This is a genomic window from Synechococcus sp., from assembly GCF_982614295.1.
This window is the reverse complement of sequence record NZ_CEXBMR010000015.1, coordinates 1-25,174: the sequence shown is the minus strand read 5'-3', so window position 1 is coordinate 25,174 and position 25,174 is coordinate 1. Positions and strand designations below refer to the sequence as shown.

The following is a 25,174-nucleotide window of genomic DNA, read 5'->3' as shown; positions in this document are numbered from 1 at the left end:
CCGCAAGCTCCAGCACCTAAAACTACAAGCAGAAAAGAATGAATTGCTATCGGTTTTTCTAATGAACCAGGCACACGGTTTGCTCGTTGAAACAAAATAAAAAGAACTGCCGCTAAAAAAGTAAATATCAAACAAGACAACAAAACACGGCGTTTGTCAATCTCTGATTGCTGCGGAAACTTGTAGCCAGGCGGAAGAGGTAGAGGCATTATGTTGCAGCAGAAAACCAACGGGATTCAAGATTTTTAATAAATACATAAAAAGCAGGCACGACAAATAAACTCATCAAGGTTGCAACCAATAAGCCCCCAAAGATCACAGAACCAACGGAACGCTGGCTCAAGGCGCCGGCACCAGAAGCAACTACCAAGGGGAAGAAACCTGAAAGAGCTGCGGAAGCTGTCATTAAAATTGGTCTTAGTCTTGATTCAGCAGCCCCTTGAACAGCCTCGATGGCATCCAAACCAGATTGCATCCGTTGGTTAGCAAGATCAACAATTAAGATGCCATTCTTTGCAGCTAAACCGATCAAGGTAACCAAACCAACCTGCGCGTACACGTTATTTACTTGTCCCATCATTACAAGAAATATTAATGCTCCCAACATAGCCAAAGGTACGGTTATTAAAATTACAAGTGGGTCTAGATAACTTCCATATTGAGCAGATAAAACAAGAAATACAACAACAATGCCAAGGGCAAAGACAAGAGCTGCAAGTGAACCTGCCGCAATCTCTGATCTACTTAAGGAAGACCAAGCAGAACCAATATTACTAAAGTTAAGTTGCCTAAAATTGTTGGATAATGTATCTATAGCTTGGCCACTACTCTTGCCGATTGCCTCAACTCCTTGAATAAGAACAGAACGATATAGATTGTAATGGCTTATTATTGGTGGAGAGCTATCGAGCTTAATCTTAAATAAGTTACTAAGCGGCACCTGTGCGCCAGCTGAATTGGGAACATAAAGATTATTTAGATCCTGAACAACTGCACGTTTACTTCCTTCCGCCTGCACGTAAACCTGTCGATATTGACCATCTTCATAGGTTTGATTAACAAACACACCACCATTAAGAGCACCCAAAACCTGCATGGCAGAGCCGAAATCCACGTTCATTGAAGCCATACGATCTCGATCGGGCTCCAACCTCCAAGCCGGAGCATTACTGATAAATTGGGTATAAAGATTAAAATAATTGCCTGTTGCTAAAGAACGACGAATAAGTTGCCCAGATAATTTACTAAGATCGGTAAAAGAGTAACCACCATTACTTAAGTCGTTAAATTGAAAAGAAACACCACCTTGAGCGCCAAATCCTGGAACAGCCGCGGGGGGTTGGGCTAAAACAAGTGCTCCAGGAATTTCACGGAATTTCTTATTCATACGGCGGATGATCGCCCCTGCTGATTGATCAGCACTAGTGCGCTCTTCGATTGGCTTCAAACCAAAGAAGAACAAGCCTTGGTTAAAAGAACCACCATTAAAACCAGCACCACCCACAACTAAACCACTGATAACATCAGGTTCACTCGAAACAACTTTTCTTACGCTAGCTGCTATTTCCATCGTGGCCTCAATAGATGCCTGAGGCGGCAACTGAATAATACCTAAGCCATAACCTTGATCCTCAGTGGGGACAAATCCTGTGGGAATAGCAACAAAAGCAAACCCAGTTAAGACAATTCCGCTGAGCAAAAATGCAATTAATACTTTACGCAGACGAATCGCCTTACTGAGAAGTGAGCTATACCCCCTTTGTAAACCCTCAAAGAAGCGATTAAATGTTTTGAAAATAGGTTGGAGAAACCCACCAACAACTGCCCCAAAAGAACCAAATCCGAAACTCCAAATCCAACCTCCAAATAGATAGCCATAACCAGCCCCAAACAAACCTGCAATTACAATCCAATGCCATCCGCTTGGATTCGTTTTACCACCACCCAATAAAAGTGCCGATTGCAACGGTTTTCCTGTTATTGCGTTAAAGGTACTAACAATAATTGCGAACACAATTGTGAGGGCAAATTGGCGGTAGATAACACCGGTTGCGCCTGGGAAAAAGGTAACTGGAACGAATACAGCCATTAATACTAAAGCTGTGGCCATAATAGCTCCAGTCAATTCCTTCATTGCATTAGAAGCTGCAGCAAAAGGCTTATCTCCAGCTTCTATTTTAGCTGAAACCGCCTCTACAACAACAATTGCATCATCAACTACCAAACCTGTGGCAAGAATAATGCCTAAAAGAGTAAGTTCATTAATTGAGAAACCAAACGCTTTTACAAAAACCAAAGCACCTAAAAGTGCAATTGGCAATGCCAACGCTGGCACCAGCGTTGCTTTCCAGTCTTGCAGGAAAAGAAAGATAATCAAAAGAACTAATACAATTGCATCACGAAGAGCATCTAGTGCGCCATATATAGATGCATTAATAAAATCGGTTTGATCAAATACCTTCTCCAATACAACACCAGGAGGTAAAGTTGAACTGAACTCAGCTAGCACTTGGTTAACAGCCTTAGCCGTTGCTATTGCGTTGGTGCCCGGCAACTGAATAACACCAAATCCAATGCAAGGATTACCTGATAAAATATTTTCGGCAGACTGAAAGAAATTTTGGAATGCGTATTCAGCTCTACCAACATCACGAAGCCTTATCAAGCTGCCATCTGGCCCCTTAGCTGTATCCGAACCGCTCGGACCAGTACTCAGAATCAAATTTTCAAAATCTTCAACGGTTTTTAAATTGCCTTCAACCAGGATAGGAAATGTGGATCGGTTGGAATCCGTTGAAGGAGGTCCACCAATAAAACCACCAATAACGATTTGATTTTGAGATTCTAATGCATTAGTAACATCTAAAACCGTGAGATTAAAGCGAGCTAGTTTTAGTGGATCAACCCACAGCCTGTAAGCTGGATTACTACTTCCGAAAACATTAACCTGTCCAACTCCCTCTGCTCTAGCAAGGGGATAAGCCAGGTTTAATTGATAGAGACCATTTAAATAATTACGATCAAATTGGCCCTCAGTTGAAGTTAGATTATAAGTCATTAAATAACTACTTGCAGTTTGTTGAACCGTAATGCCTTGGGCATTTACCTGCTCGGGCAACTGAGCGCTAGCAGTTTGAACACGGTTCAATACGTTAACTTGATCGATATCAGGATTTGTTTCGGGCTTGAAATAAATATTTATCTGACTAACACCTTCACCTGTGCTATTTGAAGTAATATAGTCCATACCAGGAGCGCCATTAATCTGCTCCTCCAAGGGACCAGTAACAGAACTTTCAACAGTAGTTGCATCGGCGCCGGGAAGATTAGCAGTAACTTGAATAGTAGGCGGTGCAATATTAGGTAGATTTTCAATTGGCAACAACGGCAAGCAAATAAGGCCAGCTATCAAAATTAATATGCTGCAAACTGTGCTGAGAACCGGGCGGCGAATAAAGGTATCAGATAGGCTCATTTTGATGCCACCACATTGCCACTAGTTATTTGAGCGAGATTACCTAATACCAAGCGATCAGATTTAGTTAGCCCTTTTTTTACTGGAAAGACACCATTTTCTAGAGTGCCAAGTTCAACTGGAACTTGCAAAGCCACCAAGGATCCAGCTACCGCCTCCTTGCTTAACGGCCGGCCTAGCATTCGCTTAGCTTGCTCAGGCGAAACAGCTATAAACACAAATGTTTGACCTGCTTGAAGAAATACGGAAGCTTCAGGAATAGATAGGCTTTCAACAGAACTAAATAACAACCTTGCGCTAACTCTTTGATTATTTCGAAGCTGGCCACTGGGGTTATCAAATGTAGCTTTTACTAAAAGAGTTTGGGTCTGCTTATCCAATGCAGGTGCGATAAAGGTTAAAGCTCCATTAACTTTTAAATTGGAATTATTTGGAATCTGCAGTTGAACAGGCATGCCTAGCTTCAATCGATAGGTAAGCTCACCTGGAATATCAAGCCTCAACCATAGGCGGCTATTATCAACAATATTTACTATTGACTCGCCAGCATTCACAACTGAACCAAGCTTGTGATTGATATTACCAACCATTCCAGCAATGGGAGAAACAACATTCTTATAGCCAAGAGTGGCTTTCTCAGATCTTGCTTGATCGGCACTTTGAATAGCGGCGGTTACATAGTAATCGCGATCTTTAGTAGATACTGCTCCCTGGTTATTTAAAAAGATATAACGCTCTGCATTAACCAAATCCTTTCTAGCTTCGGCCAGAGAAGAATCAACTGCAGCCCTTTGCTGAATTTGATCAAGGGTAAAAAGTGGGGTTCCCTTTTGAACTCTTTGACCTTCTAGCATTGGCATCGCAACAATTCTGCCGCTTATCTCTGCAGCAAGAGGAACATTGCTAATAGATTCCAATGTGCTTTGGTAGGTTGCTTGATCATTAAAGATACTGATAGCTGGAAATAGAAATTTAAATTTTGGCGCCGACTGCGCAACGGGTTTTGGCACTCCGCAGCCAACCATTCCGATCAAAAGAGCTAGGCCCAAATAACTATTTACAAGTCTCATGCAATGAATAGCGAAGTGGATACATCAGATTTCATTATCATAACTGAGTGCTGATTTAATGTCAACGGGCGGATGTACACAATGCTATTCCTTGGCGACTCGGGCGCGCTTTTACTGCAGTGCCATTACGCAAATTCAGAATATTGCTTGCAATCAATCTATCGCCAGGCTTTATTCCTGCCAACACTGGATAACAATTATTTTGCAAAGCTCCCAAGCGCACCGGCAACTTTATCGCAACCGCTGCTTCTGCTGGGATTTCAAATTTATTCCTAAGATTAATCGGCAATTGCTTTGCGCTGCCCAGCACATAAACAAAACTTTGACCCGCTGTTTGTATAACAGCTGAAAAAGGTACCGCTAATTGTTGTTGTGAGCCGAATTCAACCTGGGTACGCACCCGCTCTCCACTGCGCAATCTCCCTTGAGGATTTATAAATTCAGCTTTTGCAAGCAATCCCTGACTAACAGTATTCACAACTGGGCTTACGAAACTAATCCGGCCCTTGGCTAAAACTTTTGTTCCGCTGGTATCCCTCAACCACACAGGCAGGCCAATCTTCGTGCGGGAGCTTAAATTAGATGGAATCTCAATACGGGTTAGTAAGCGGTCGTTGCGAATAATGCTTGTGAATGGATCACCCTCTTTAACAACATCACCAACCTTCACCAGGATGTCGCCAACTTGGCCTGCGATAGGGGCTGTTACGAGTTTGTCTGATAAGCGCGATCGCGCCACCTCTAATTCCGCATTAGCTGCAGCCACTCCATCTATTGATGCCTTGAGGCTGGCCTGCTGGGCAAGGTATTGAGATCGGTAACCATCTAGCTCCTGAGCACTACTTGCCCCTTGGCCTTTCAAATAGTTGTAGCGCTGAAAATTTGATTTGTCTTTTTCAAGCTTTGCCCTCACTTCTGCCACACCAGCCTTACTACGGGCTACAGCAGCTTGGGCTTGTTGCACATCTGCTGAACGCTCCCTAACTCGCAAACGCAATAACTCTTGGCCTGCATTCACTTGATCGCCAGCCCGAACTAAACGCGCCTGCACTCTTCCACTGCTAACCGCCGCCATCTTCACCTCATCTACAGCTTCAAGGGTGCTGGTGTAATCACCAAGGTCTTGAAAAGTGGCTGGTTGAACCTGCAAAGTGGATACTGGTAAAGGCTTTTTGCGGGGCTCCTTGGGGCTGCATCCAGTGAGGGGCAACCCCAACAGCAACAGCGCCGCAAGCAAAAAACGCACAAAACTAAATCAGATGGTCTAAGCCTGCCATCTCTTCACTAAGAACGGCAAAGTATTTGCATGGATTTGTTCAGCCACCAGCGGGAACAGCTTCTGCAAAGGCAAGCCCCATTAGCTGAGCGGATGCGGCCGCTTTGCTTAAAAGACTTCATCGGTCAAGACGAAATCCTTGGTGCAGGCCGATTATTGCGGCGAGCGATCGAGGCAGACTGCCTAGGGAGCATCATTTTTCATGGCCCCCCAGGTACAGGTAAAACAAGCCTTGCACGGATAATTGCAAACAGTACCCGTTCCTACTTCTGCAGCCTCAATGCAGTATTAGCTGGAATTCGTGAACTTAAGGATGCGATTGAACAAGCGCAAGAAAAATTAGGCCGCCACGGTTTACGAACCTTGCTGTTTATTGATGAAGTGCATAGATTTAATAAATCCCAACAGGATGCCCTGCTGCCCTGGGTGGAGAATGGCACCGTAACACTTATTGGTGCCACCACTGAAAATCCTTTCTTTGAAGTAAATAAAGCCTTAGTAAGTAGATCGAGATTATTTCGATTACAACCTTTAACTAGTAAACATTTAGATCAGGTAATCTGCCGCGCTCTTAGCGATCAAGAAATGGGATTTGGCAATCGCAATATATTAATAAGTATAGAAGCTCGCAGCCATCTGATAGCTGTGGCGGGGGGCGATGCCCGAACTTTGCTAAATGCATTGGAGTTGGCAGTAGAAAGCAGCCAGCCAGATAACCAAGGCTTAATTGAAATTAATTTAGAGGTGGCAGAGCAATCAATTCAGCAACAGGCGGTTCTATATGACAAACAAGGAGATGCCCATTTTGATACTATCAGCGCCTTTATTAAATCCATACGCGGAAGTGATCCTGATGCTGCTTTATTTTGGCTGGCAAGAATGATAGAAGCTGGAGAAGATCCGCGTTTTATATTTCGCCGCTTATTGATTGCTGCAGGTGAAGATATTGGCCTTGCCGATCCCCAGGGAATAGTTGTTGTGGAAGCATGCGCAGCAGCATTTGATCGGATCGGATTACCAGAGGGTATCTATCCATTAGTACAGGCCACATTGTATTTAACAAATACAAGTAAAAGTAACAGCATTCTTGGATTTTTTGATGCGGTCCGCAGCCTAAAAGAAGAAAAAGCTCAGTTAATTCCCAGCCATCTACGCGATTCCCATCGAGATGGGGCGGCTTTTGGAGATGGAAAGGGCTACCGCTATCCCCATGCATATTCAGAACATTGGGTAGCTCAGCAATATTTACCGGAGACACTTCAAGGCCAAATATTTTGGCAACCAGGTAAAAGCGGCTGGGAGGCGGAACGCAGCCAACAATTGCAATGGCAACGAGCTGCCCAATTATCAGCAGCCGCTGAATGGGGGATTGAACAAGGTGAAAGTGTTAGCAGTAGCCCTAGCACCCCAAGCCTTGAACGCTGGTTAAAGCGACAAATGGTTCAAGCAGGAGAACGCTTACAGCTTCTGCAGCAACGTTTTTGGCAGGGAATTCCCCTAGAGCGCCATCACAGAGTATTGGTTTTAAATTGCCAATCTTTGTTCTGGGCGCTACCTGCAATGAAACTTGCCCCGGAAGGTGGTGTGAGTTTGCAGGTGGAGAATCGCGAAACTGCAACCAAACTTGAGGCCCAATTACAGGTGCTTGATCAGCTACAAAAGCCTATTATTTATCAAACTGAGCCCCATTGCCTCGATCAACTTCATCTGCAACTACAAGAAGGTGAGAAGTTTGAACTTATTATTGGGCGCAATCTACTCAAAGGAGCAACTCCCAGTGAAAGAGAGAAATGGCTCAATCAGTTAGATTTACTACTAACCGAAGATGGTCGCCTTACTTTTCTAAATAGCCACAGGGAATTAGGGCCCTTGAATCTTTTGCCTAAGGGTTCTTTGGGCTGGGTAAACAGCCTGCAAATTGAGATGTGTCAATTAGAAAAAGAATGGCTTAATAATGAAGCTTTTAATCTACCGCTTGAGAACCTATTGAAAAGTTCTGGCTGGGTGGCTTCTGTAGATAAATGGCTGGAACAGGTTGAATTTATTATTAGCCCCCAATTACTGGAGCAGTGGTTTAACCCCGAAAGTAAATACCGTTGCTGGTGGCTTAACAACTTCGCAGCTGAATTATTAACTGAACTTGAAAATTGCTACCAGCATCAGCTGGGTGTCAAACTGATTCAACCCCTGATACATCAGCGTTTAACAGCGCAAAAAAACCCCGCCCTGAGGCGGGGTTTATAAAAACGTAAATTAACTGATCAAAAGATCAACTAATTACCAAAGGCCACGAACGGCAGCAGGGGCGGAGCTGGCTCCAGCGGAACGGGCAGTTACTTTCGACCAGTTACTTTATTCATCACTTGATTGGCTTGAATAGAAGCAGGCAAGAACACATACCAAGAAAGAAGTGAGCTGCACTGAGCTGCGCTCCTACACTTACCTTTTGCAGAGATATTCTGCTTGCCATCAAATTTGTCGTTATCAGCCAAACGGAAATCAACAGGCAAGTTCTTCATAATCGCAGCAGAAGACAGCTTGCCGCCTTTAGAAGCGAGAACTATCGCAGAACGCAGGGCTGGCACTGCTGTTTTCTTTGATGCCCAGTAAGGGAAGTAGCTGCGGGTTTGATCCTGCAGGAACTTAACGCCATTTTTTGAATAGAGATAGCGGGAAACACCAACTAAATCTACGTTGTAGGTTTTAGATAAACCGGCTTTAACTTCCTTAGCAGTCCAACCTGAGGCGGTCAAACCAGAAGAAAGGCCACGCTCGTTGCTGGTGGCATTCTTCGACTTAAGGAAGTTGTTGAAATCAGAAAATTTTGTAGTCCATACAGCACCACCGGAGTTCCAACGAACAGGTGAGGGCTGAGCGGAAACGGGTAAGGCAGACACGGAAATGGCAGCGCCGGCAAGAAGGCCAGCAGCAATGCGCTTTAGCATGGGAGCAAAAGTAACACTTAAACTTTAGTTTAGTTTCAAAAAGAAAATTAGCCAACCCTGTTTTCAAACCCTGATCAATACTTACCGGTTGCGATACCCATCCACGGAGGGATCGATCATTGAAAACCACCCCTTAGGGCAAAGCAACCGCTCCCCCGCCAGCCGAAATTCCACATTGTTCCCCAAACCGCGGCAAGCAACCCCGCGGGCAACATTGTTGTCTATTCGAACCTCCGCCAAGTAGCGCTCATCTATTTGCCGCGGCCGCAAGCTCAAACGAGCCTGTTCTGGAATTACATCAACTTTGGCTTCAAATTCAGTGGGCAGCTCGATACCAAGAACGTCCATAAAAGGCGTAAATCCACCCCAGTAGTGCCTTGTGATTTCTCCCCCAACAAAGCGGCTCATTAGAGCTGCTGCCTGCTGACGCACCTCCTGCAGCGATTCCTGAGCCTCCAAATCATTGAGGATGGTGTCTGCGCTAACGCGTGCCAGGGGCGGCGGCAGCAACTGAAGGCGTAAAAGCCCTGCCAGCCCCAACATGCCCAGCAACAAAATCAGCACAAACTTGTATGTGCGTGGCATGGCAATGGGAACTGTCCCCTGAAATTAGCTGCTTCCAAAAGTTTCCAGTGGTGGCACCATTGCTCCACTCCAGCCCACAAGCCACAACTCAGCATCAAAACTGATGTGGCTCACCTGAACAGGCCAGCTAATTCCACTGGGAAGGTGCCGCGCAATTGGCTGGTTGTATTCCTTACACCAATCCGACAGCTCTAAAGCGATGCTGCTGCGTTTTTGTTTTATTAATGCCTCCTTTGCAACCCAGCTGCATAAAACAGCCTGCTGCAAAGCATCCCCTTTGAGATGCACCAGCTGAGCTTGTTCGATCTCAGGAAAAAAGCGTTGCATCAATGCATTTGCAGCCAGGGGGCGACTAGCCCGCTCCAGATCAACCCCGATTTGCTTTCTAGACCAACCAAGCAACAGCCGCTCTGAGCTATGGCTCCAACTCACTTCACCCCATCCACGCGCCAAAAGTGGGGGTAAACCTGGGGGCGCCTTGAGGGGAATCTCAAGGGGATCAATATCAAACCAATGAGCCAACCATCGGCGCACTAAAAATCTGCTGCACAGAAATCTTTGTTTTACGGAGCCAGGCAATATTTCAGCCCAACACTGCTCCTGGGCTGTGATTCCCGCGAGCAGATCACCATCAGCTGGATCTTTGAGAGCTCCCCAACCCAAGCGAGACTGCTTAAGTTCTAACGAGCCCATAGATCCAGCCATGGCACTTGAAATCGGCGATTCCGCTCCCAGCTTCATCCTTCCAGATCAAAGTGGTCAATCGGTAAATCTTGAAGAGCAACGCGGCAAAAGGGTTGTGCTCTATTTCTATCCAAAAGACGACACTCCAGGCTGCACAAAAGAAGCTTGCAATTTTCGTGACCAATGGGCTTTATTCGAAACAAATGGCATCAAAGTTTTTGGTATTAGTAAAGATGGCGCAAAAAGCCACGGCAAATTCATTGAAAAATACAGCTTGCCTTTTACTTTGTTAAGTGATGAGGAACCTTGCCCAGTTGCTACATCCTATGAAAGCTACGGACTCAAAAAATTCATGGGGCGTGAATACATGGGAATGATGCGTCACACTTTCGTAATAGATGCAGAAGGGAAGCTGGAAAGGATTTACACAAAAGTAAAAGCTGAAACAATGGCTGAAACCATTCTCAACGACCTTGGTATCAGCAGCTAAGCCGCCCCAGGGCTTCCAAGGCGAGATTTAGGGCCAAGCGTGGTTGCAAACCAGCTTCTATCAAAAGAGGCTGCAACAACTCTGCATCCCCCCCCGTGAGCCAGAGCTTCGCCCCAGAAAACAGGAGGGGCATTTGGCTGTAGCTACTACAAAGCGCTGCGGCCAGCCCATGCAAAACGCCAACAGACATAGCTCCCACGGTGTTTTGGGGCCAAATTTCCGTAATTTTCAACCGGTCTACCTTTGGCAGTAACACCTCTGGCAGAGCATTGGTGGCCTGATTCAACGAATGCAGCTGTAAGGCTGCTCCGGCCATGATTCGGCCACCGCAAAAAGCGCCGCCAGAATCAACAAGAGTGAGGCTGAACGCAGTGCCAGCATCGGCTACTAACACTGCTCCGGCGCTGCGCTGCCAGGCCCCCCACCCCACCAGAGCACGATCAACTCCAAGTCCAATCGCCTGGTTTTTAAGGGGCACCATTTCAACCACTACTTGGCTTTGATTCCAAGCTTCAAGTTCCTTTGGTACTGCCCCCACAGCAGCCCATCGCTGGGGAGGCTGCTGCAAAAATTGCTCTAGACCTTGGGCTGGACTGCAATGCCAAAAGTGATCGCCTACACCCCAATGCCAACGGCTATTACCGATCAAGAGCAGCCGTTCCATCGCCTAGATCCCAGCCCCCTCAAGCATTGATTCCTGCAAATGCAGGCCGCATTCCTGCTGCTTGCCCGCAAAACGGCTTCCCCTGCCCTGCCCTGCATCAGGGGCGCTGGAGTGCCAATCCCCAACAGTGCTGTAGCCCTGCTCAAAAAGAGGATGGGGGGGCAGCTTGTGCTCTTGCATGTAGTAATAAACATCCTTACTGGTGTATTTCAGCAGCGGGCGCAAGCTCCAGCGACCCCTAATTAATTCCAGAGGAGCCATGGTTGATCTGTGATCTGTTTGACGTGCTCTCACCCCGCTCGCCCAACAAGCCACCGAGGCAGTATCCAAGGCTTGATCCAGCGGCTCCACTTTGCGCAGCCGGTGATATTTAGCTAGCGAACCAGGCTCCTCGCTTTCCCACAATTTGCCCAATAACGCTTCCATCCGCGCCGGGCTCATGGAGGGCTGGACCACTTGAATATTTAGTTGTAAAAGATTTTTAAGATCCTCAGCATAAACATAGGTTTCCGCTGGTAAATAACCGGTATCAACCCAATAGATCGGAATATTTGGCTCAATTTGAGTGGCTAGATGCAGCAGCACCGCCGATTGGATACCAAAACTTGTGGTGAGCGCAAAGCTAGAACCAAATTGTTGCAAACCCCACTGCAACTGCCCTGGGGCATCAAGTTCAACTAGTTGGGCCTGAAACAGTTCCAACTCAGCTGCAAGATCGAGCGACGAACGCCCCATTCATCAATTTCCAACCAACCGCAGCGTCACGCTAAACCCCGTAGTGTGCCAATAAATCGGAGGTTGTAGTAGTGCAGGCACCGATAGTGATTATTGGCGGCGGTTTTGGGGGCCTCTACACAGCTCTCGAGTTGGCAAAACAAGCCAATCACCCCCCACTGCTTTTGGTTGAACCAAACGAAAGATTTGTTTTTTCACCTTTTCTCTACGAATTGCTCAGCGCCGAACTCGCCCTGTGGCAACTTGCGCCGCGCTACGACAACTTGCTAGCAGGCCACGGCATTGGTTGGTTAAAAGATCGGGCTACAGCCATTACCCCTGAAGACTCCAAATTACACACCGCAGGCGGCAAGGAGCTCAACTACAGCCGCTTGGTGGTGGCTACAGGAGCGGCTCCTTTCAGCTTTGGCGTGCCTGGAGTGGAAACTTATGCCCAAACTTTTAGAACCCTTGCGGATGTGGATCGCTTGGCGGCATTAATCAAAAAAATTAAACAGCAACCTCAATCGCTGCAACGGATTGCGGTTGTTGGAGCTGGCCCCAGTGGAGTGGAGCTGGCTTGCAAATTGGCAGATTTATTAAAGGGCTCTGCTGTGGTGGAACTGCTCGAGCGGGGACCGCAATGTTTAGCCAATGCCAAGGCTTTCAATCGCCAGCAGGCGCTACTGGCGCTGCAACGCTTAGACGTGCGCTTGCGTTGCAACTGTGAGGTATTAAGTGTGGGCGCCCATGAGCTGCAACTCAAGCAAGAGGGTTCTGAAACGCCCGAGCAATTAAAAATAGCTGCTGTTATTTGGACTGCCGGCCAGCAAAGCAAGCCGCCATGCCCCCAGCTCCCTCAACAACAAAATGGCAAGCTTCAATGCCTTGCAAATCTGCAAGTTCAGGATTTTCCTGAAATTTTCGGCATTGGTGATGGTGCCTTTGTTCCCCACGACCCTCCACTACCTGCAAGTGCCCAAGTGGCTTTCCAGCAGGCGCCAATACTTGCTCGCAACTTAATGAGCTCATTAGCTGCAGAACCCTTAGCGGATTTCGTTTGGAATGATCTTGGTGAAATGCTCAGCCTTGGTGTTGGCAAGGCAAGCCTCACAGGGATGGGAATAACCCTGGCAGGCCCTGCAGCCCAACAAATACGGCGTTGGACTTATCTCACCCGCCTACCGGGTGCACAGTTGCCTTTCAAGGTGGCTGCAGGCTGGCTTGGTGAATTTATCGGGCAATAGTAGTTGCTTAATTTGCTAGTTCTTTCAGCCTTTGAGTGAGATTTGCGCCAGTTATGCACCAGTTGAATTGAGCCGCCCGCGCCGGCCCAGCCTTTGACAATTCCAGCTGCAAGCATCGATCGTTAAATATCTGCGCCATTGCAGATGTCATTTGATCAATTTTTATGGGATTAAGCGGTAATGCCGCAGCTCCAACAACTTCAGGTAACGCCCCGGCGGTGGAAGCTAAAACCGGCGTACCGCAGGCCATCGCCTCTAGCGCAGGTAAACCAAAACCCTCCCAAAGACTTGGCATAACTAATGCCGTGGCACGATTTAACAACGTAAGGCGTTCGTTGTTATCAACCCATGGGGTAAAGCGGCAACGCTTTTCGATCCCAAGTTCCACTGCTAATTTCTGCAACTTGGGGGTGTATCGAGAGTCGTGGGGACCAACAAAATGCAACATCTGCTCCCCCTGCGGAAGCCGAGCAAAAGCGCGGATTAAACGGGCCAGATTTTTATGGGGATCATGGCGGCCAAGCACCAGCAAAAAGTTTTCCCTCTGCAACCCCATGGGCTTCAATAACCCCGGGGAAAAACCCAAACGCAACACCGATAGCCGCCGCAAAGGCAGGCGCAACCGCATGTGAACCTCCCGGGCAGTTGCCTCTGAATTGCACAGCACGTGGCGAGCTCGATGCAATACCAAAGGCACATAGGCCAAGTGATAAGCGAGTAGGGGCGAAAGCTGGGGGTAGCGCAGAGGCAGCAGATCGTGGGCGAGAACCACCGCAGGCACACCTCTACCCAGAGGAGCTTCCGGTAGGGGAGAAAGCAAAAGCGGAGCACCGCTGCTCTTCCACAACTTTGGCAATTGCCTCTGGGTCCAAAGCAAACGTCGTAAGTGTCCGCGGGAGCCATGGTCTGGGGAGAGGCCCTGCGGCCAAAGCGCTGGCACCTCTTGATGATCTAGGGCTGCATATAGCTCCCTTGCTACAACCCCAATCCCCGTTGGCCTTTCCCCCAGATAACTGCCGTTAAAAAGCGCCAGGGGGGTACTCATCTCTGCCAGCCTGCACAGCTTGTGCAAGCATTATTAAGCGTATTCCCTATGCATATGACCCTGCAACTCGGCGACACCGTTCCAAACTTCACCCAAGACTCTCAGCTGGGATCCATCAATCTCTACGACTTTGCTGAAGGCAGCTGGGTGGTGCTCTTCTCTCACCCAGCTGACTACACCCCGGTATGCACCACTGAATTGGGCGAAGTAGCAAAACTAAGGCCCGAGTGGCAGAAACGCAATGTAAAAACAATTGCTCTAAGTGTCGATTCAGCTGAAAGCCACAAAGGTTGGATTGGCGACATCAACGAAACCCAATGCACCCTCGTTGATTATCCAATCCTTGCCGATGCCGATAAAAGTGTGAGTGATCTCTACGGAATGATTCATCCCAATGCACTTAATAATCTCACAGTGCGTTCAGTTTTTATCATTGATCCAAACAAAAAACTGCGTCTACAAATCACATATCCAGCTAGCACTGGTCGCAATTTCAATGAAATTCTGCGGGTGATTGATTCCTTGCAACTCACCGATAATCATCAGGTGGCAACACCTGTTAATTGGGTTGATGGCGATGATTGTGTAGTAGTTCCCTCGATTCCCACAGCAGAAGCACGGGTCAAATTCCCTAAAGGTGTAACTGAGGTAAAGCCATACCTGCGCACTACCCCCCAGCCAAACCGCTGATATGGCAACAACGGTGCTGGGCCTGATGAGTGGCACCAGCGCCGATGGGGTGGATGGGGTGCTGGTGAAGTTTTGGGGTAATAACCAGCGGCCCAGTTGGCGGCTTCTCAGTAGTGCCCATCACCCCTATCCAGTTGATTTGCAGCAACGCATAGTGGCAGCCGGGCAGGGAAAACCCTTGCCAGCTGCTGCTTGGCTGCAACTTGAGCAAGAAATTACCAAAGCCCAAGCTGTTTGCGCCCGCGCCGCTGACCCAAAAAACTGCGCGCAGCTGGTGGGCTGCCATGGCCAAACCCTCTGGCATCAGCCACCCCATCTACAACTGCTTGGCAGTAGTTGGCAAAGCCTTAATGCCGCAGCACTGGCGGAAATGCTGCAAAAGCCAGTGGTAAGTAATTTCCGCGCAGGTGATCTAGCCCGAGGCGGACAAGGGGCACCATTGGTTCCCCGCACCGATCAAGCCCTATTGCCAGCGGTTGGAGGGTGGCGTGCTGTTTTAAATCTTGGCGGCATTGCGAACGTAACTTTGCTGCCGCCAGCCCACGGCCCCGATCAAACCAAGCCGTTACGGGGCTGGGATTGCGGACCCGCCAATAGTTTGATTGATTTAGCGGTTCAATTTTTTAGTGCTGGCGCCCGCAGCTACGACCAAGACGGCAGCTGGGCTTTAGAGGGAAAGGTGCAAGAAGAGTTGCTGCAACAGTGGCTTAAGGAGCCTTACCTACAGAAAGCACCACCAAAATCAACTGGCCGCGAGCTCTACGGACGCCAAGACCTGGAGGCGAGAATTTCAAGCCTTAAAAAAGCTGGAATTGAGGCAGCAGCAGACGTGATTGCCACCCTTACAGCGTTTAGTGCTGCTGCTGTAGCTGCCGATCTCGATCGGGGTATAAAACCACTTGAACTTTTGATTTCTGGGGGCGGCTGTCGCAATAAAGCCCTGATGTTGCAATTGCGAAATCGCTGCCTCGGGGTGTGGGTTAGGCCCTTAGCTGAGCTAGGCATTGGCAACCAAGAAAGAGAAGCCCTGGCCTTCGCGTTGTTGGCCTGGTGGCAACAACGGGGATTTGCAGCGGGTATCCCGTCTGTAACAGGAGCTAAGCGCTGCGGACTATTGGGGCAATTGGTACGCCCTTAGCGATTGAGGCGAATGCGGCGAGGCAGCCCCCGTAAACGCTTAAGCGGGCTTTGTTGCTGGCGCTCCAACTGATTGCGTAGTCGCTCGCTGTTGCTTTGCGGGTTAGCGGCTTGCTCCCATTGGCTGAGCCCCTGCTGGATCAACACCTTGGCCATATTGCTAACTGTGCGGCTGTCTGCCTCTGCAGCTGCAGAAAGGCGCTCCCAGAGCCCCTCAGGTAACACCACCTGGATGCGCGGAGACTTGGATCTACCGCTGCTGGAGGTTTGACGAGTGGGCACAGGTGGAACCCAGGGGCAGAAATACTGACAAGTGTAGTAACACTGTCATGGGTAGTATCCGCCACTATAGTTGACAGCAATGGACAACGCCCATGTCTCTAGCCTCTAAAAAAAGCGCTGAGAAAGGTTCTGAGAAAAGTGATGTGCTGGTTTCAGCCGTTATCAGCACTTACCTGCTCACCCACCTTCATCACATATTGCAAAGAGCTGAATACGGAGCCAGCCAGGAGGGTCGCGCTGCAATGGCGAGTAACTATGCCCAGCTGCGCAAGGTGCTTTGCCTCGATGCCCGCACCATGGAAGACGCTTCAGCCGTAGAGAGCGTGGAGGAATTAGCCGCCTGAGATCCGGCCAGGCAATTTACGTTTGATTAGCTCTACTAATCAAACAAGTTTTTCCACAGCCGCAGCAGCTTTTCCACCTCAGCCTCAACATCTTTCCACAAGTAGGCAGTATCTAAGCCTGTCTGTCTTTGAAGCTTGGGGAAATTGATTAGCACCGCAGCTGCCCCCTTGACGGGAGCAAGCCTTGAGCTTCAACCCAAGCGGGAATTTTCGTTAACCGGAACAATCCAGTGGCCATTAGCAATCTCAGCTCTTAGATCAAACAGACAGTAAGTAAGTGGCAATTTTGACGAAGCCCTTTTTCTGTGGCGTATTGGTGCAACTGATAAACGGCAACATTGGTTAATCGAGCTACCACATCCGCATTAGTAGATGAATATCAGGTGAGTTTTCAAACCCCTCTGCCGAGTTCTTTATTTGAGGCCATGGCCCAATTCATTGATCTGCATCCTCAATGGGATCAATACCGCCTTCTACAGGCTGCTCTGGCTGGGTTTCTGTTGCAACAGGGGGGGCAACAGAGTTCGCAGCAACGGGAGTTAACCCGCAGATACGTGGATTGCATGTTTGGCAGCCGCAACAACCTCACTTAATACGGCGTTGTTCAAGGCTTTCAATTCTTTTGATATCAGTTCTTTGGAAATCAGCTGGGTTTTTTTCGGCTCCCCCCTGGGCCCAGCTAAAAAACAGCCAGTAGCTCACGATTGCCAAGCCTGCAGCTACAACGAGAGCGGTTACCTGTTCCAAGCGCTTGAGCATCTAGGCAGCAAGGTGGCTGATTAAGAGTCTGCCGCGCCGCATGCTTGGTATGGTCTGCCCATTGGTGCTGGCAAGATGCTGCGGCTTGAACGGGTCAGCAAGATCTATCCCACTGGGGAAGTGCTGAGGGATGTGACCTGGGAGGTAAAAGCGGGGGATCGGATTGGCCTGGTGGGGGTTAATGGCGCCGGTAAATCCACCCAGCTGCGGATTATTGCTGGCTTAGAAGATCCCACCACAGGGCTTGTGGTGAAGCAAGGGGATCCTCGAATCGTGTATTTGCAACAGGAATTCGACGTTGATCTGCGCTCCACAGTGCGCCAAGAACTGTTTCAAGCTTTCGGCGAAGCCGCAAAAGTGCTCAATAAACAAAAAGCGGTTGAGCAGGCCATGGCCAGTAGCGAAGCGGCGGAAAGCCCCGCCCATTTAGATAAATTAATTGAGCAATTAGGAAGCTTGCAAAACCAATTTGAAGCATTACATGGCTATGAATTAGATGCTCGGATCGATAAATTATTACCCACTATTGGTTTCTCTCAATCAGGGGCAGAGGATCTTGTCGGCGACTATTCCGGCGGCTGGCAAATGAGGATCGCTCTTGGCAAGATACTATTACAAGAACCAGACTTATTGCTCCTTGACGAGCCCACAAATCACCTTGATGTTGAAACAATTGAATGGCTAGAAAACTATCTTCGCGATCAAACTGTTCCTCAAGTTGTAATTAGTCACGATCGTGCATTTCTTGATCGTGTATGTAATCAAATTGTAGAAACAGAGCGCGGCGTGTCGCGTTCTTATTTAGGTAATTACAGTGAACACCTTGAACAAAAGCTCTTAGAACAGGAGGCAAATCTATCCGCCTTTGAACGGCAGCAAAAGGAACTTGCTAGTCAGCAGGCATTTATCGACCGCTTTAGGGCTAGCGCCACCAGATCTACCCAAGCAAAAAGTCGCGAAAAATTACTGGATAAAGTGGATCGCCTCGAGGCTCCCACTGAAGGTATTGGTGGACCTCGTTTCCAATTTCCCCCCGCCCCCCGCAGCGGCCGCGAGATCGCTGTATTTGAAGATCTAACCCACAGTTATGGCGACAAGATTTTGTTCTTAGGGGCCAATCTTGAGGTGGAACGGGGAGATCGCATTGCTTTTGTGGGCCCCAACGGAGCAGGTAAGTCAACGTTGTTGCGCTTGGTGATGGGCAACGAAAAACCCGATGAGGGTTCAGCTCGGTTAGGGGAGCACAACGTGATTGCTGGCTATTTCGAGCAAAATCAAGCCGAGGCTCTCAACCTTGAAAAAACAGTAATAGACACTCTTTTTGAAGCAGTGCCTGATTGGACCCAAACCCAGGTGCGTTCATTGCTTGGCAGTTTTTGTTTCAGCAATGAAGCTGTATTTAAAGAGGTGGGCAAACTTTCAGGGGGAGAAAAAGCACGGCTCGCATTGGCTTTAATGTTGCTGAGTCCGTGCAACTTGCTGGTGCTAGATGAACCAACAAATCATCTTGACATCCCCGCCAAGCAAATGTTGGAGGCAGCCCTTAAGGAATATGAAGGTGCCGCATTAATTGTGAGCCATGATCGTTATTTCTTAGCCCAGGTTGCTAACAAAATAGTCGAAATTAAAGATGGCGATCTTGTGCTTTACCGAGGCGACTACGCCTATTACGAACAAAAGAAAGAAGAGGAAAAGGAACTGTTGCTGCTTAGCGAACAAGAAGCGGAAAAAGAGGCTAAACGCAGCGCTAATCGTCAGAAGCAAAAAAGCAAGGCCGATAGCCGCCGAAAAAGACCGAGCTGAGCATGTTTGAAAACGCTCATCATCTCTTCATTCTTCACCCCATCCATGGGGTAAGGCTGAAGGAACTCACTAGCCCTATGGGTAAGTTTCACACCCCTTATCAACGCGCGGGAATTGGCCCTTGCGCCAATTAGTTATTGGTGTTGAGCTGATAATCCACAAAGCTTTTGCACGTGATGGCATCCCCATTCGCCAGGGCTCAGCACAAATTGCGCAAGCAATGGTCAAATGATGCCCAAATAGTGGATTGCTTCATGTTCCATAGCCTGGGAGAGGTGCGCGGTTTGGTGGCAACAAAGGGATCCCTGAGCCGCTATAAGTTCCATCTAGCTAGCGACACCCTCAGCATCAGCCCAGTGTTAAAGGCATTTTCTTGGCAACGGAAGTGCCCAATCAAATGCCCAAAAACACGTAACTTCACAGTTGACTAGGCAACAAGACTCATTTTTGTAGACCAAGCGGAAAAGTGTTCATACGCTGACTGAACTACCGCCATCTAACCAAAGTGAGCCAAATCAGCCAGATCAACAGCTCAAACACTCAAGTAGACCAATTACATGGCCAAGGCCACGTTCAAGCCTGGGATGCGGTTGAGGCTTACTTTCAATGCATTACTGAATGCTCTCTCGAAGATGGTGCCTGCGTAACCCGCTGCGTAGACGACTTACGCGAAGGAGGAGATGTGGAGCATTAGGGGCGGTGGTTCAGCTGCTACGCAATAAGCTGAAACAGTTCTTAGTATATCGGTAGCAGCTTTTAAACCATGGAAAATTCTTTGAATCTCAGCCTTGGTCAAAAATTTGAAGTTGAAAGAATAAGTAGAGCAATAGATTCGGAATCTGATCTAGAGGTGTTGCGCGGTTTGTCTAAACAGTTATTGAATGCCTGGCAAACCCAAAAAGCTGCCACAAACTGGGTTATTAAGCAGCAAATTCCTATTGGACCAGCCATTTACTAGATCTACTTAAATCCTGGAAATTTATTATCTCTTGTTTATTTGACTCATTTCAACAGGTATTAAGGAGTAGTTAAATATTTTCCCTTCGCGCATTGCCATTACATCAAGAGTTTGCCCAACTCCAGTTACTTCAACTGCCTTTAGAAATTGAGCAGGATCCTTAATCTGCTTTCCAGAAGCTTTTGTTATCAGATCACCAATTTGCAATCCAGCCCTTGCGGCAGGGCCGCCAGGCATCAAAGATGCAACTCTTACCCCACGAGGATCAGTTTGCAAAACCAAGCCAACCATGGCGTGGCTAGCTCGACCATTTTTCACTAGTTGATCTGCAATATTTTGGGCCCGATTTATAGGTATTGAAAATCCCAAGCCAGCACCTGGGCCAGAGCGCACCATCGCGTTAATACCCACCACTTGACCTTCAGCATTCAAAAGCGGTCCACCTGAATTACCAGGATTAATAGCAGCGTCAGTTTGAATTAAATCCAAACGTTTATCGGTTATTCCAAGCTTGCTGGCATTGCGATTTGTGCTGCTGATGATGCCCAAAGTAACGGTGTTATCAAGCCCAAAAGGATTCCCCACGGCAATTGCCCAATCTCCAACTTGAACCCCATCGGAATTTCCAAGGGGGGCCACCGGCAAGGGCGAATTAGAGCTAACACGCACCACCGCCAGATCGGTTATTGGATCGCTGCCCACAACGGAACCCTCCAAACTGCGGCCATCCACCAGAACCACAGTGACCCTGCTGCTGCCATCTACTACATGGGCATTTGTAAGGATTAGGCCTTCCGGCTGAAAAATCACTCCAGTGCCTTGACCCCTTTCCGTGCGCTGGCTCGGAATCCCCGCTCCTGGAACCCCAAAGAACTGCCTAAAAAGAGGATCCATCAAAAGCATCTGGGGTATACCCCTTGAGCTTGTATTAACCACCGTGCGTTCGGTATCTATCCGCACCACTGCCGGACCGGCCCTGCGTACTGCATCAGCAACAAAAGAACTACGCCCAAGGGGCAGCCCGCCTTGGGCTAAAGCAGGTGCTGACATTGCAAGCAAAGCTGCTGAAATAAACAGTTGCGTGGGCAATTTTGCTGTTAGCAGAAACAAGCCTTTTGATCTATCTCCCATAATGGTGGCTATACGTAGTTGAGCAAGATGAATCAGGTTTTTCCACTCCTTTATCTAGCTTGCATGGCTGCACTGCTTTGGCAGGCCTTCCGTGTGATGGGCAGGGGATTTAGTTCAAGCGCCGCAATGCTTCAACCACGCCCGCCAATCAATATCCACCCAGAAATGCTTGATGCCAATGGCAGAATCACAACGGAAGAATTGCTTGTAGTGCGCTTCAGCGGAGATAACGAACCGTTGAAGGCCGACGATCGCGCAAGCTAGTAGAAACTGCAAACTGTGTACCGATGCAAGCCGGAGTTACCCAAGTGGATCAACGCACCAAAGTGGTGGCAGCAGTACTCAAAGCGGTGAAGTTGCCGCCAAGATTTCGCTTGCGGATGGTTAAAGATAATCCCGTTCGCCTAGAGCTCACAATTACTCCCGCCTATGGCCAAGAGCCAATTTTGGTGGGACTTGTGGAATCTCAAGATCTTGTAGCCCGCAGAGATCGTGAAGGCCGTATACCAAGAGATCTTCAAGGCACTTGGGATTGGACTGTGCGCCACGGCAAGGTCTCTACCGGTGGCTGGAACCCTTATTTAAAAGAAGCACTGCAAACCATGTTTGAAACAGGTTTACCCGCGATTGTGTTTGAGCAAACCACTGGTGAGCCATATCACCCAGTAGATGGCGCCCGCCATGTGCGCTAGCTAGCTAATTGCGCTGATTAAGCAGAGATTTTATTTTGCGTTCAAGGATTGCAGCGGTGGCAGGGAAGGTAATCAAATTAGCGGCAAAAACTGGCCAATCACGGTTTAGCCAGCCATAGATCCCCCAGCCTGCTACCCCCAAAGTGAATAGCAAATACATTCTCAGAGAAATCCCTCTGGTTTCGTTTGTGCGGAGAACCTTGATGGCCTGAGGGAAAAAGCTTGTTGTAGTAAGAAAAGCGGAGCCATATCCCAAAAGCTGCACGGCTCGATCCGTCACTGGAAGAAAAGCTAAAGCTCAGCCTTAAGCCATAAACCTGCAAATGTCAATCCTGGATATGCACCGGACCTATTTAGGGGAGCACTGTCAATAGTGCGCTATTAAACGTTACAATTAGCGCAGTTCACCACCTCGCACCATGTCTGATTCTGATTCACGCTTCGGTTTTGTAAATTTCGCTGAAACCTGGAATGGACGCCTAGCCATGATGGGTTTTGTTATCGGCCTTGCTACTGAGCTTCTCACCGGCCAAGGAATCCTTGCTCAAGTTGGCCTCGGCTGATTCGGCAGAATTTATCTTTAACTAATTAAGAAGGGGGCGCAAGCCTCCTTTTTTATGTTCAATTCTGCCAGCACCCACAGACAACTCGATATGGTGATTGGGCTTGCATGGATGCGATGGGGCTTTTTGTTCAAAATCGCCGGGATGGCTCAAGGATATTGAGTAGCTCATTAGCGATTACGTTTATCGGCCTAGTTCGCATCAACACCACCTGGGGGTTAGTTGTGTTTTTACTAGGAAGTGCCACAAGTACTTGGTTTTGGCAGCGCTACAAGCAGCTAAAGAATTAATGGATTTACCTAGGTACTCCGTTCAGCAATTAAACGAAGCGATTGGGGTGCTGCTGGAGAGGGCTTTTGCGCCCCGATTTTTAATTGAAGCAGCAGCCTTAAAACCAGTACTTAAGAAAGGGCATCTCTGGTTCACCCTTAGTGATGGTGACGCCACCATTCAAGCAGTGGCATGGGCATCCACCTTGCAGCGCCTAAATTTTTGCCCGGAAGATGGCGATGGCGTGGTAGTGGTAGCAAAACTAAATTTTTGGGCAGCTAGAGCAAGCCTGAGCGTTCAAGTACTTGATATGAGGCCGTCTCTTACAACGGTGCTACGACGCTTTGAAGCCGTAAAAATAAAATTAGAGGCAGAAGGCTTATTAGCGCTTGAGAAGAAGCGCAGTTTGCCGGCATATCCGAGTTGTATCGCCTTACTAACTAGCGTGCCAAGCTCCGCATTGGCAGATTTATTACGTACAGCTCAACAACGCTGGCCTGGTTGTGCAATTCGTGTGGTGCCAATTCCGGTGCAAGGCGATAAAGAAAAAGAAATCTGTTCAGTATTTGAAAAGCTTGAAAAGCACTGGCAGCAATTAGGTATAGAAGCTTTGGTGCTAGCAAGGGGAGGAGGTAGCCGTGAAGATCTAGCAATATTTGATAGCGAAGCCATAGCTCGCTGCATCAGCCGTTGCCCGATACCAACCGTTACCGGAATTGGCCATGAAGACGACATCACAGTGGCTGATCTTGTTGCTGATTACCGAGCGGCAACACCAACCGCCGCAATTGTTGCCCTACTACCAGATGGCAAACAGAAGCAACAACAGCTGTATGAGCAGGGCTTGCACTGGCGCCAATACTTGCAAAATCGCATCCAAATAAAAATCGATAATCACCATCAAAATCAAGGAACCCAACAGTGCAAAAACTCAGTAGAAAAACGGATTGAACGTAAGCTCTGGCAGTTAAAAAATTTAATTAACTTAAGGAGTGCGGTGTCACCACTGCGCTTAGCAAAAAGGGGGTATTGCATCTTGAGAAGTGAAACTGGAAAAGTAGTAAAAAACAGCAAGAATCTAAAAAAGGGAGACTTAATTAGTGCAGAATTAATTGATGGCAGCCTTGAGTTAACAATCAATAATGTCGCAAAAGGAAAAAATGAGGGGCAATTATGAAAAAAACAAACAAACAGCAATTGAACTACCAGCAAGCTCAAGAAGCACTCGAAAAAATAATTAGTAATCTACAAAGCGAAGAGTTGCCAATTGAAGATATCCCAAGCCTATATGCAGAGGCACTGGAAATGGAAAAAACTTGCCGCGAAATACTCAGCCAAGTGGTTCAGGATATAAAGAAACTAGATCCAGAAGGCTTAATACTTAATGAATTAAGCCTCGATGTTTCTTGAGCGCCTAACTACGGTCAATGTCATACCAAAATATAGGATCAAACCAATTAACCAAACCCAAAGATTAAGCACAATCACACCGCCAACCAAGCCATAGGCAAGGAAACGAGAGGAAAGCCAGATCAATAAACTACCCAGCAACGGATTAAGCAACGTTAGAGTTGTTGCAACAAATAGTGCGCCATACCAAAGGAATTTCAAGGGTGGCCTTCTGCGGGGCAAAAAACTAAACAAGAGCGCAATACCGATTAATAAAGCACACCAGCTAGAAAAAACAGAAGTAGCAGATCGAGCCGGCAGTTGCCACACTTCAGGCAACACTAAAGACCAGCTAGCCAAAGAAGACCAAATGCCAAGCCAAATCAACTTAAAAGGAGTTGTTAGTTGATTAATTAATAATAAAAATGCAAGCAACAATGCACCAAAAATAGCCTTAGCCCTTTGCAATAACAAATCACTGAAGTGCCAAAACCAGGAATGATTAGGTAATAGTGGCTCCTTAAATCCAAGCCAAAGCCGATCGTAACCTCGCTGCAACGAAAGGGTTGCATTACTAGCGGTAATTAATAAAGCAAATGCACCAATTATTCCTGCCGCCCGACCTTGAGCTATTAACGTTTCCAAAACATCAGCAATTACAAATCTGCTACCAGGTGGAAGCACCTGATCTGCAAAATCTAAAATCTGTTCAAGCGCACCATCGGCCTGACCAAAAACACGAGCTGCTACACCAAAACAAAGCAAAAGGAATGGAAAAATTGACTGCAAACTATGAAAAGCAAATGCAGCACTTAAATCAACACAGCCATGGCGATTCCACAAACGAATCACCTGCCTAAATTGCCAAAAAGTTAATCTTGAGAGATTTTTAAACATGGCCAATAAAGCACAAAAAAAGCCACCTTTAGAAGGTGGCTGGGGCATTAGCGCTAATTAAAGC

At 47.8% G+C, this 25,174-nt stretch carries 29 protein-coding genes; 15 read left to right on the top strand and 14 right to left on the bottom strand.

The window, feature by feature from the left end:
• Positions 1-208 precede the first annotated feature (208 nt).
• The 3 genes from AC2JC8_RS04120 to AC2JC8_RS04110 all read right to left on the bottom strand — a co-directional run bounded on the left by AC2JC8_RS04120 (position 209) and on the right by AC2JC8_RS04110 (position 5,791).
• Entirely contained in the window at positions 209-3,475 is a 3,267-nt protein-coding gene (locus AC2JC8_RS04120) for an efflux RND transporter permease subunit (RefSeq protein WP_484594249.1), read from the bottom strand.
• Positions 3,472-4,545, bottom strand: coding sequence for an efflux RND transporter periplasmic adaptor subunit (locus AC2JC8_RS04115; RefSeq protein WP_484594248.1), 1,074 nt, complete (start codon positions 4,543-4,545; stop codon positions 3,472-3,474). Before AC2JC8_RS04115 ends, AC2JC8_RS04120 begins: the two co-directional genes overlap by 4 nt.
• A gap of 61 nt (positions 4,546-4,606) precedes the next feature.
• Complete coding sequence (locus AC2JC8_RS04110) at positions 4,607-5,791, bottom strand: efflux RND transporter periplasmic adaptor subunit (protein ID WP_484594247.1); 1,185 nt, start codon at positions 5,789-5,791, stop codon at positions 4,607-4,609.
• A 60-nt stretch (positions 5,792-5,851) separates the two neighbouring features.
• On the opposite strand from AC2JC8_RS04110, the gene AC2JC8_RS04105 reads away from it, so the two are divergent.
• Positions 5,852-8,065 (top strand): AAA family ATPase, encoded by a 2,214-nt coding sequence (locus tag AC2JC8_RS04105; protein ID WP_484594246.1) that lies wholly within the window; start codon positions 5,852-5,854, stop codon positions 8,063-8,065.
• A gap of 89 nt (positions 8,066-8,154) precedes the next feature.
• On the opposite strand, the gene AC2JC8_RS04100 is transcribed toward AC2JC8_RS04105, so the two are convergent.
• From AC2JC8_RS04100 to AC2JC8_RS04090, 3 genes are all read right to left on the bottom strand, one after another.
• Positions 8,155-8,766, bottom strand: a complete 612-nt coding sequence (locus AC2JC8_RS04100) for a protein phosphatase (protein WP_484400580.1) — start codon at positions 8,764-8,766, stop codon at positions 8,155-8,157.
• Positions 8,767-8,847: 81 nt separating this feature from the next.
• A complete protein-coding gene (locus AC2JC8_RS04095) occupies positions 8,848-9,351 on the bottom strand; it encodes a hypothetical protein (protein WP_484419988.1) in 504 nt (167 codons plus the stop codon).
• A gap of 24 nt (positions 9,352-9,375) precedes the next feature.
• A complete protein-coding gene (locus AC2JC8_RS04090) occupies positions 9,376-10,056 on the bottom strand; it encodes a 4'-phosphopantetheinyl transferase family protein (protein ID WP_484594245.1) in 681 nt (226 codons plus the stop codon).
• On the opposite strand from AC2JC8_RS04090, the gene bcp reads away from it, so the two are divergent.
• Positions 10,055-10,525 (top strand): thioredoxin-dependent thiol peroxidase, encoded by a 471-nt coding sequence (bcp, locus tag AC2JC8_RS04085; RefSeq protein ID WP_484400577.1) that lies wholly within the window; start codon positions 10,055-10,057, stop codon positions 10,523-10,525. The genes AC2JC8_RS04090 and bcp overlap by 2 nt on opposite strands.
• Here the strand turns inward: bcp and AC2JC8_RS04080 are convergent.
• Positions 10,515-11,189 carry a type III pantothenate kinase gene (locus tag AC2JC8_RS04080; RefSeq protein ID WP_484400576.1) on the bottom strand — a complete coding sequence of 225 codons (675 nt, stop codon included), beginning with the start codon at positions 11,187-11,189 and terminating at the stop codon, positions 10,515-10,517. The two genes, bcp and AC2JC8_RS04080, sit on opposite strands and share 11 nt — an antisense overlap.
• Positions 11,190-11,192: 3 nt before the next feature.
• The gene (locus AC2JC8_RS04075) at positions 11,193-11,924 is read right to left on the bottom strand and encodes a phosphoadenylyl-sulfate reductase (protein WP_484400574.1); all 732 of its coding nucleotides are present in this window, start codon (positions 11,922-11,924) and stop codon (positions 11,193-11,195) included.
• Positions 11,925-11,995: 71 nt separating this feature from the next.
• Here AC2JC8_RS04075 and AC2JC8_RS04070 point away from each other — a divergent pair, with 71 nt between their 5' ends.
• Positions 11,996-13,150, top strand: coding sequence for an NAD(P)/FAD-dependent oxidoreductase (locus tag AC2JC8_RS04070; protein WP_484400573.1), 1,155 nt, complete (start codon positions 11,996-11,998; stop codon positions 13,148-13,150).
• A gap of 7 nt (positions 13,151-13,157) precedes the next feature.
• Here AC2JC8_RS04070 and AC2JC8_RS04065 read toward each other — a convergent pair whose 3' ends face one another.
• Positions 13,158-14,195, bottom strand: a complete 1,038-nt coding sequence (locus tag AC2JC8_RS04065; protein ID WP_484400572.1) for a glycosyltransferase family 4 protein — start codon at positions 14,193-14,195, stop codon at positions 13,158-13,160.
• Between the two features lie 54 nt (positions 14,196-14,249).
• Between AC2JC8_RS04065 and AC2JC8_RS04060 the strand changes: the two genes are divergently transcribed.
• Together AC2JC8_RS04060 and AC2JC8_RS04055 are read left to right on the top strand one after the other, a co-directional pair.
• Positions 14,250-14,885, top strand: coding sequence for a peroxiredoxin (locus tag AC2JC8_RS04060; protein ID WP_484400570.1), 636 nt, complete (start codon positions 14,250-14,252; stop codon positions 14,883-14,885).
• A gap of 1 nt (position 14,886) precedes the next feature.
• Positions 14,887-16,023: an anhydro-N-acetylmuramic acid kinase gene (locus AC2JC8_RS04055; RefSeq protein WP_484400569.1), complete on the top strand. Its 1,137-nt coding sequence runs from the start codon at positions 14,887-14,889 to the stop codon at positions 16,021-16,023.
• On the opposite strand, the gene AC2JC8_RS04050 is transcribed toward AC2JC8_RS04055, so the two are convergent.
• A complete protein-coding gene (locus tag AC2JC8_RS04050) occupies positions 16,020-16,304 on the bottom strand; it encodes a ribbon-helix-helix domain-containing protein (RefSeq protein ID WP_484400568.1) in 285 nt (94 codons plus the stop codon). The genes AC2JC8_RS04055 and AC2JC8_RS04050 overlap by 4 nt on opposite strands.
• Positions 16,305-16,396: 92 nt before the next feature.
• On the opposite strand from AC2JC8_RS04050, the gene AC2JC8_RS04045 reads away from it, so the two are divergent.
• A complete protein-coding gene (locus AC2JC8_RS04045; RefSeq protein ID WP_484400566.1) occupies positions 16,397-16,648 on the top strand; it encodes a hypothetical protein in 252 nt (83 codons plus the stop codon).
• 338 nt (positions 16,649-16,986) lie between these two features.
• The gene (locus AC2JC8_RS04040; RefSeq protein WP_484400565.1) at positions 16,987-17,241 is read left to right on the top strand and encodes a DUF2811 domain-containing protein; all 255 of its coding nucleotides are present in this window, start codon (positions 16,987-16,989) and stop codon (positions 17,239-17,241) included.
• On the opposite strand, the gene AC2JC8_RS04035 is transcribed toward AC2JC8_RS04040, so the two are convergent.
• Complete coding sequence (locus AC2JC8_RS04035; RefSeq protein WP_484400564.1) at positions 17,234-17,407, bottom strand: hypothetical protein; 174 nt, start codon at positions 17,405-17,407, stop codon at positions 17,234-17,236. The two genes, AC2JC8_RS04040 and AC2JC8_RS04035, sit on opposite strands and share 8 nt — an antisense overlap.
• 75 nt (positions 17,408-17,482) lie before the next feature.
• Here AC2JC8_RS04035 and AC2JC8_RS04030 point away from each other — a divergent pair, with 75 nt between their 5' ends.
• The 3 genes from AC2JC8_RS04030 to AC2JC8_RS04020 all read left to right on the top strand — a co-directional run bounded on the left by AC2JC8_RS04030 (position 17,483) and on the right by AC2JC8_RS04020 (position 20,168).
• Complete coding sequence (locus AC2JC8_RS04030) at positions 17,483-19,210, top strand: ABC-F family ATP-binding cassette domain-containing protein (protein ID WP_484400563.1); 1,728 nt, start codon at positions 17,483-17,485, stop codon at positions 19,208-19,210.
• Positions 19,211-19,715: 505 nt separating this feature from the next.
• Positions 19,716-19,904, top strand: a complete 189-nt coding sequence (locus AC2JC8_RS04025) for a hypothetical protein (RefSeq protein ID WP_484400561.1) — start codon at positions 19,716-19,718, stop codon at positions 19,902-19,904.
• A gap of 69 nt (positions 19,905-19,973) precedes the next feature.
• Entirely contained in the window at positions 19,974-20,168 is a 195-nt protein-coding gene (locus tag AC2JC8_RS04020) for a hypothetical protein (RefSeq protein ID WP_255131468.1), read from the top strand.
• Between the two features lie 24 nt (positions 20,169-20,192).
• Here AC2JC8_RS04020 and AC2JC8_RS04015 read toward each other — a convergent pair whose 3' ends face one another.
• Complete coding sequence (locus AC2JC8_RS04015; protein WP_484400560.1) at positions 20,193-21,218, bottom strand: trypsin-like peptidase domain-containing protein; 1,026 nt, start codon at positions 21,216-21,218, stop codon at positions 20,193-20,195.
• 108 nt (positions 21,219-21,326) lie between these two features.
• On the opposite strand from AC2JC8_RS04015, the gene AC2JC8_RS04010 reads away from it, so the two are divergent.
• Both AC2JC8_RS04010 and AC2JC8_RS04005 read left to right on the top strand, forming a co-directional pair.
• Positions 21,327-21,563: a DUF2973 domain-containing protein gene (locus tag AC2JC8_RS04010; RefSeq protein ID WP_484400559.1), complete on the top strand. Its 237-nt coding sequence runs from the start codon at positions 21,327-21,329 to the stop codon at positions 21,561-21,563.
• Positions 21,564-21,607: 44 nt separating this feature from the next.
• Positions 21,608-21,991, top strand: coding sequence for a hypothetical protein (locus AC2JC8_RS04005; RefSeq protein ID WP_255131471.1), 384 nt, complete (start codon positions 21,608-21,610; stop codon positions 21,989-21,991).
• A 4-nt stretch (positions 21,992-21,995) separates the two neighbouring features.
• Here the strand turns inward: AC2JC8_RS04005 and AC2JC8_RS04000 are convergent, their stop codons facing one another.
• Positions 21,996-22,256, bottom strand: coding sequence for a SemiSWEET transporter (locus AC2JC8_RS04000; RefSeq protein WP_484594253.1), 261 nt, complete (start codon positions 22,254-22,256; stop codon positions 21,996-21,998).
• 154 nt (positions 22,257-22,410) lie between these two features.
• Here AC2JC8_RS04000 and AC2JC8_RS03995 point away from each other — a divergent pair, with 154 nt between their 5' ends.
• The 3 genes from AC2JC8_RS03995 (at position 22,411) to xseB (ending at position 24,234) form a co-directional block, all read left to right on the top strand.
• On the top strand, positions 22,411-22,554 hold the full coding sequence (locus AC2JC8_RS03995) for a chlorophyll a/b-binding protein (RefSeq protein ID WP_255131474.1): 144 nt from the start codon (positions 22,411-22,413) through the stop codon (positions 22,552-22,554).
• A gap of 259 nt (positions 22,555-22,813) precedes the next feature.
• A complete protein-coding gene (gene xseA, locus AC2JC8_RS03990; protein ID WP_484594244.1) occupies positions 22,814-24,001 on the top strand; it encodes an exodeoxyribonuclease VII large subunit in 1,188 nt (395 codons plus the stop codon).
• Positions 23,998-24,234 carry an exodeoxyribonuclease VII small subunit gene (gene xseB, locus AC2JC8_RS03985; protein ID WP_484594243.1) on the top strand — a complete coding sequence of 79 codons (237 nt, stop codon included), beginning with the start codon at positions 23,998-24,000 and terminating at the stop codon, positions 24,232-24,234. Before xseA ends, xseB begins: the two co-directional genes overlap by 4 nt.
• Here the strand turns inward: xseB and AC2JC8_RS03980 are convergent.
• On the bottom strand, positions 24,214-25,110 hold the full coding sequence (locus AC2JC8_RS03980; RefSeq protein WP_484594242.1) for a YihY/virulence factor BrkB family protein: 897 nt from the start codon (positions 25,108-25,110) through the stop codon (positions 24,214-24,216). The genes xseB and AC2JC8_RS03980 overlap by 21 nt on opposite strands.
• Positions 25,111-25,174: the final 64 nt, after the last annotated feature.

Excerpts from the sequence above, each read along its gene's own strand:
- AC2JC8_RS04100 (WP_484400580.1), bottom strand. The coding sequence starts at position 8,766 with ATGCTAAAGCGCATTGCTGCTGGCCTTCTTGCCGGCGCTGCCATTTCC.
- AC2JC8_RS04045 (WP_484400566.1), top strand. The coding sequence starts at position 16,397 with ATGTCTCTAGCCTCTAAAAAAAGCGCTGAGAAAGGTTCTGAGAAAAGT.
- AC2JC8_RS04060 (WP_484400570.1), top strand. The coding sequence starts at position 14,250 with ATGACCCTGCAACTCGGCGACACCGTTCCAAACTTCACCCAAGACTCT.
- AC2JC8_RS04055 (WP_484400569.1), top strand. The coding sequence starts at position 14,887 with ATGGCAACAACGGTGCTGGGCCTGATGAGTGGCACCAGCGCCGATGGG.
- AC2JC8_RS04120 (WP_484594249.1), bottom strand. The coding sequence starts at position 3,475 with ATGAGCCTATCTGATACCTTTATTCGCCGCCCGGTTCTCAGCACAGTT.
- AC2JC8_RS04030 (WP_484400563.1), top strand. The coding sequence starts at position 17,483 with ATGCTGCGGCTTGAACGGGTCAGCAAGATCTATCCCACTGGGGAAGTG.
- AC2JC8_RS04065 (WP_484400572.1), bottom strand. The coding sequence starts at position 14,195 with ATGAGTACCCCCCTGGCGCTTTTTAACGGCAGTTATCTGGGGGAAAGG.
- AC2JC8_RS04035 (WP_484400564.1), bottom strand. The coding sequence starts at position 17,407 with ATGCTCAAGCGCTTGGAACAGGTAACCGCTCTCGTTGTAGCTGCAGGC.
- AC2JC8_RS04020 (WP_255131468.1), top strand. The coding sequence starts at position 19,974 with ATGGAAAATTCTTTGAATCTCAGCCTTGGTCAAAAATTTGAAGTTGAA.
- bcp (WP_484400577.1), top strand. The coding sequence starts at position 10,055 with ATGGCACTTGAAATCGGCGATTCCGCTCCCAGCTTCATCCTTCCAGAT.
- AC2JC8_RS04015 (WP_484400560.1), bottom strand. The coding sequence starts at position 21,218 with ATGTCAGCACCTGCTTTAGCCCAAGGCGGGCTGCCCCTTGGGCGTAGT.
- AC2JC8_RS04090 (WP_484594245.1), bottom strand. The coding sequence starts at position 10,056 with ATGGCTGGATCTATGGGCTCGTTAGAACTTAAGCAGTCTCGCTTGGGT.
- xseB (WP_484594243.1), top strand. The coding sequence starts at position 23,998 with ATGAAAAAAACAAACAAACAGCAATTGAACTACCAGCAAGCTCAAGAA.
- AC2JC8_RS04115 (WP_484594248.1), bottom strand. The coding sequence starts at position 4,545 with ATGAGACTTGTAAATAGTTATTTGGGCCTAGCTCTTTTGATCGGAATG.
- AC2JC8_RS03995 (WP_255131474.1), top strand. The coding sequence starts at position 22,411 with ATGTCTGATTCTGATTCACGCTTCGGTTTTGTAAATTTCGCTGAAACC.
- AC2JC8_RS04080 (WP_484400576.1), bottom strand. The coding sequence starts at position 11,189 with ATGGAACGGCTGCTCTTGATCGGTAATAGCCGTTGGCATTGGGGTGTA.
- AC2JC8_RS04075 (WP_484400574.1), bottom strand. The coding sequence starts at position 11,924 with ATGGGGCGTTCGTCGCTCGATCTTGCAGCTGAGTTGGAACTGTTTCAG.
- AC2JC8_RS04105 (WP_484594246.1), top strand. The coding sequence starts at position 5,852 with ATGGATTTGTTCAGCCACCAGCGGGAACAGCTTCTGCAAAGGCAAGCC.
- AC2JC8_RS03980 (WP_484594242.1), bottom strand. The coding sequence starts at position 25,110 with ATGTTTAAAAATCTCTCAAGATTAACTTTTTGGCAATTTAGGCAGGTG.
- AC2JC8_RS04095 (WP_484419988.1), bottom strand. The coding sequence starts at position 9,351 with ATGCCACGCACATACAAGTTTGTGCTGATTTTGTTGCTGGGCATGTTG.
- AC2JC8_RS04010 (WP_484400559.1), top strand. The coding sequence starts at position 21,327 with ATGAATCAGGTTTTTCCACTCCTTTATCTAGCTTGCATGGCTGCACTG.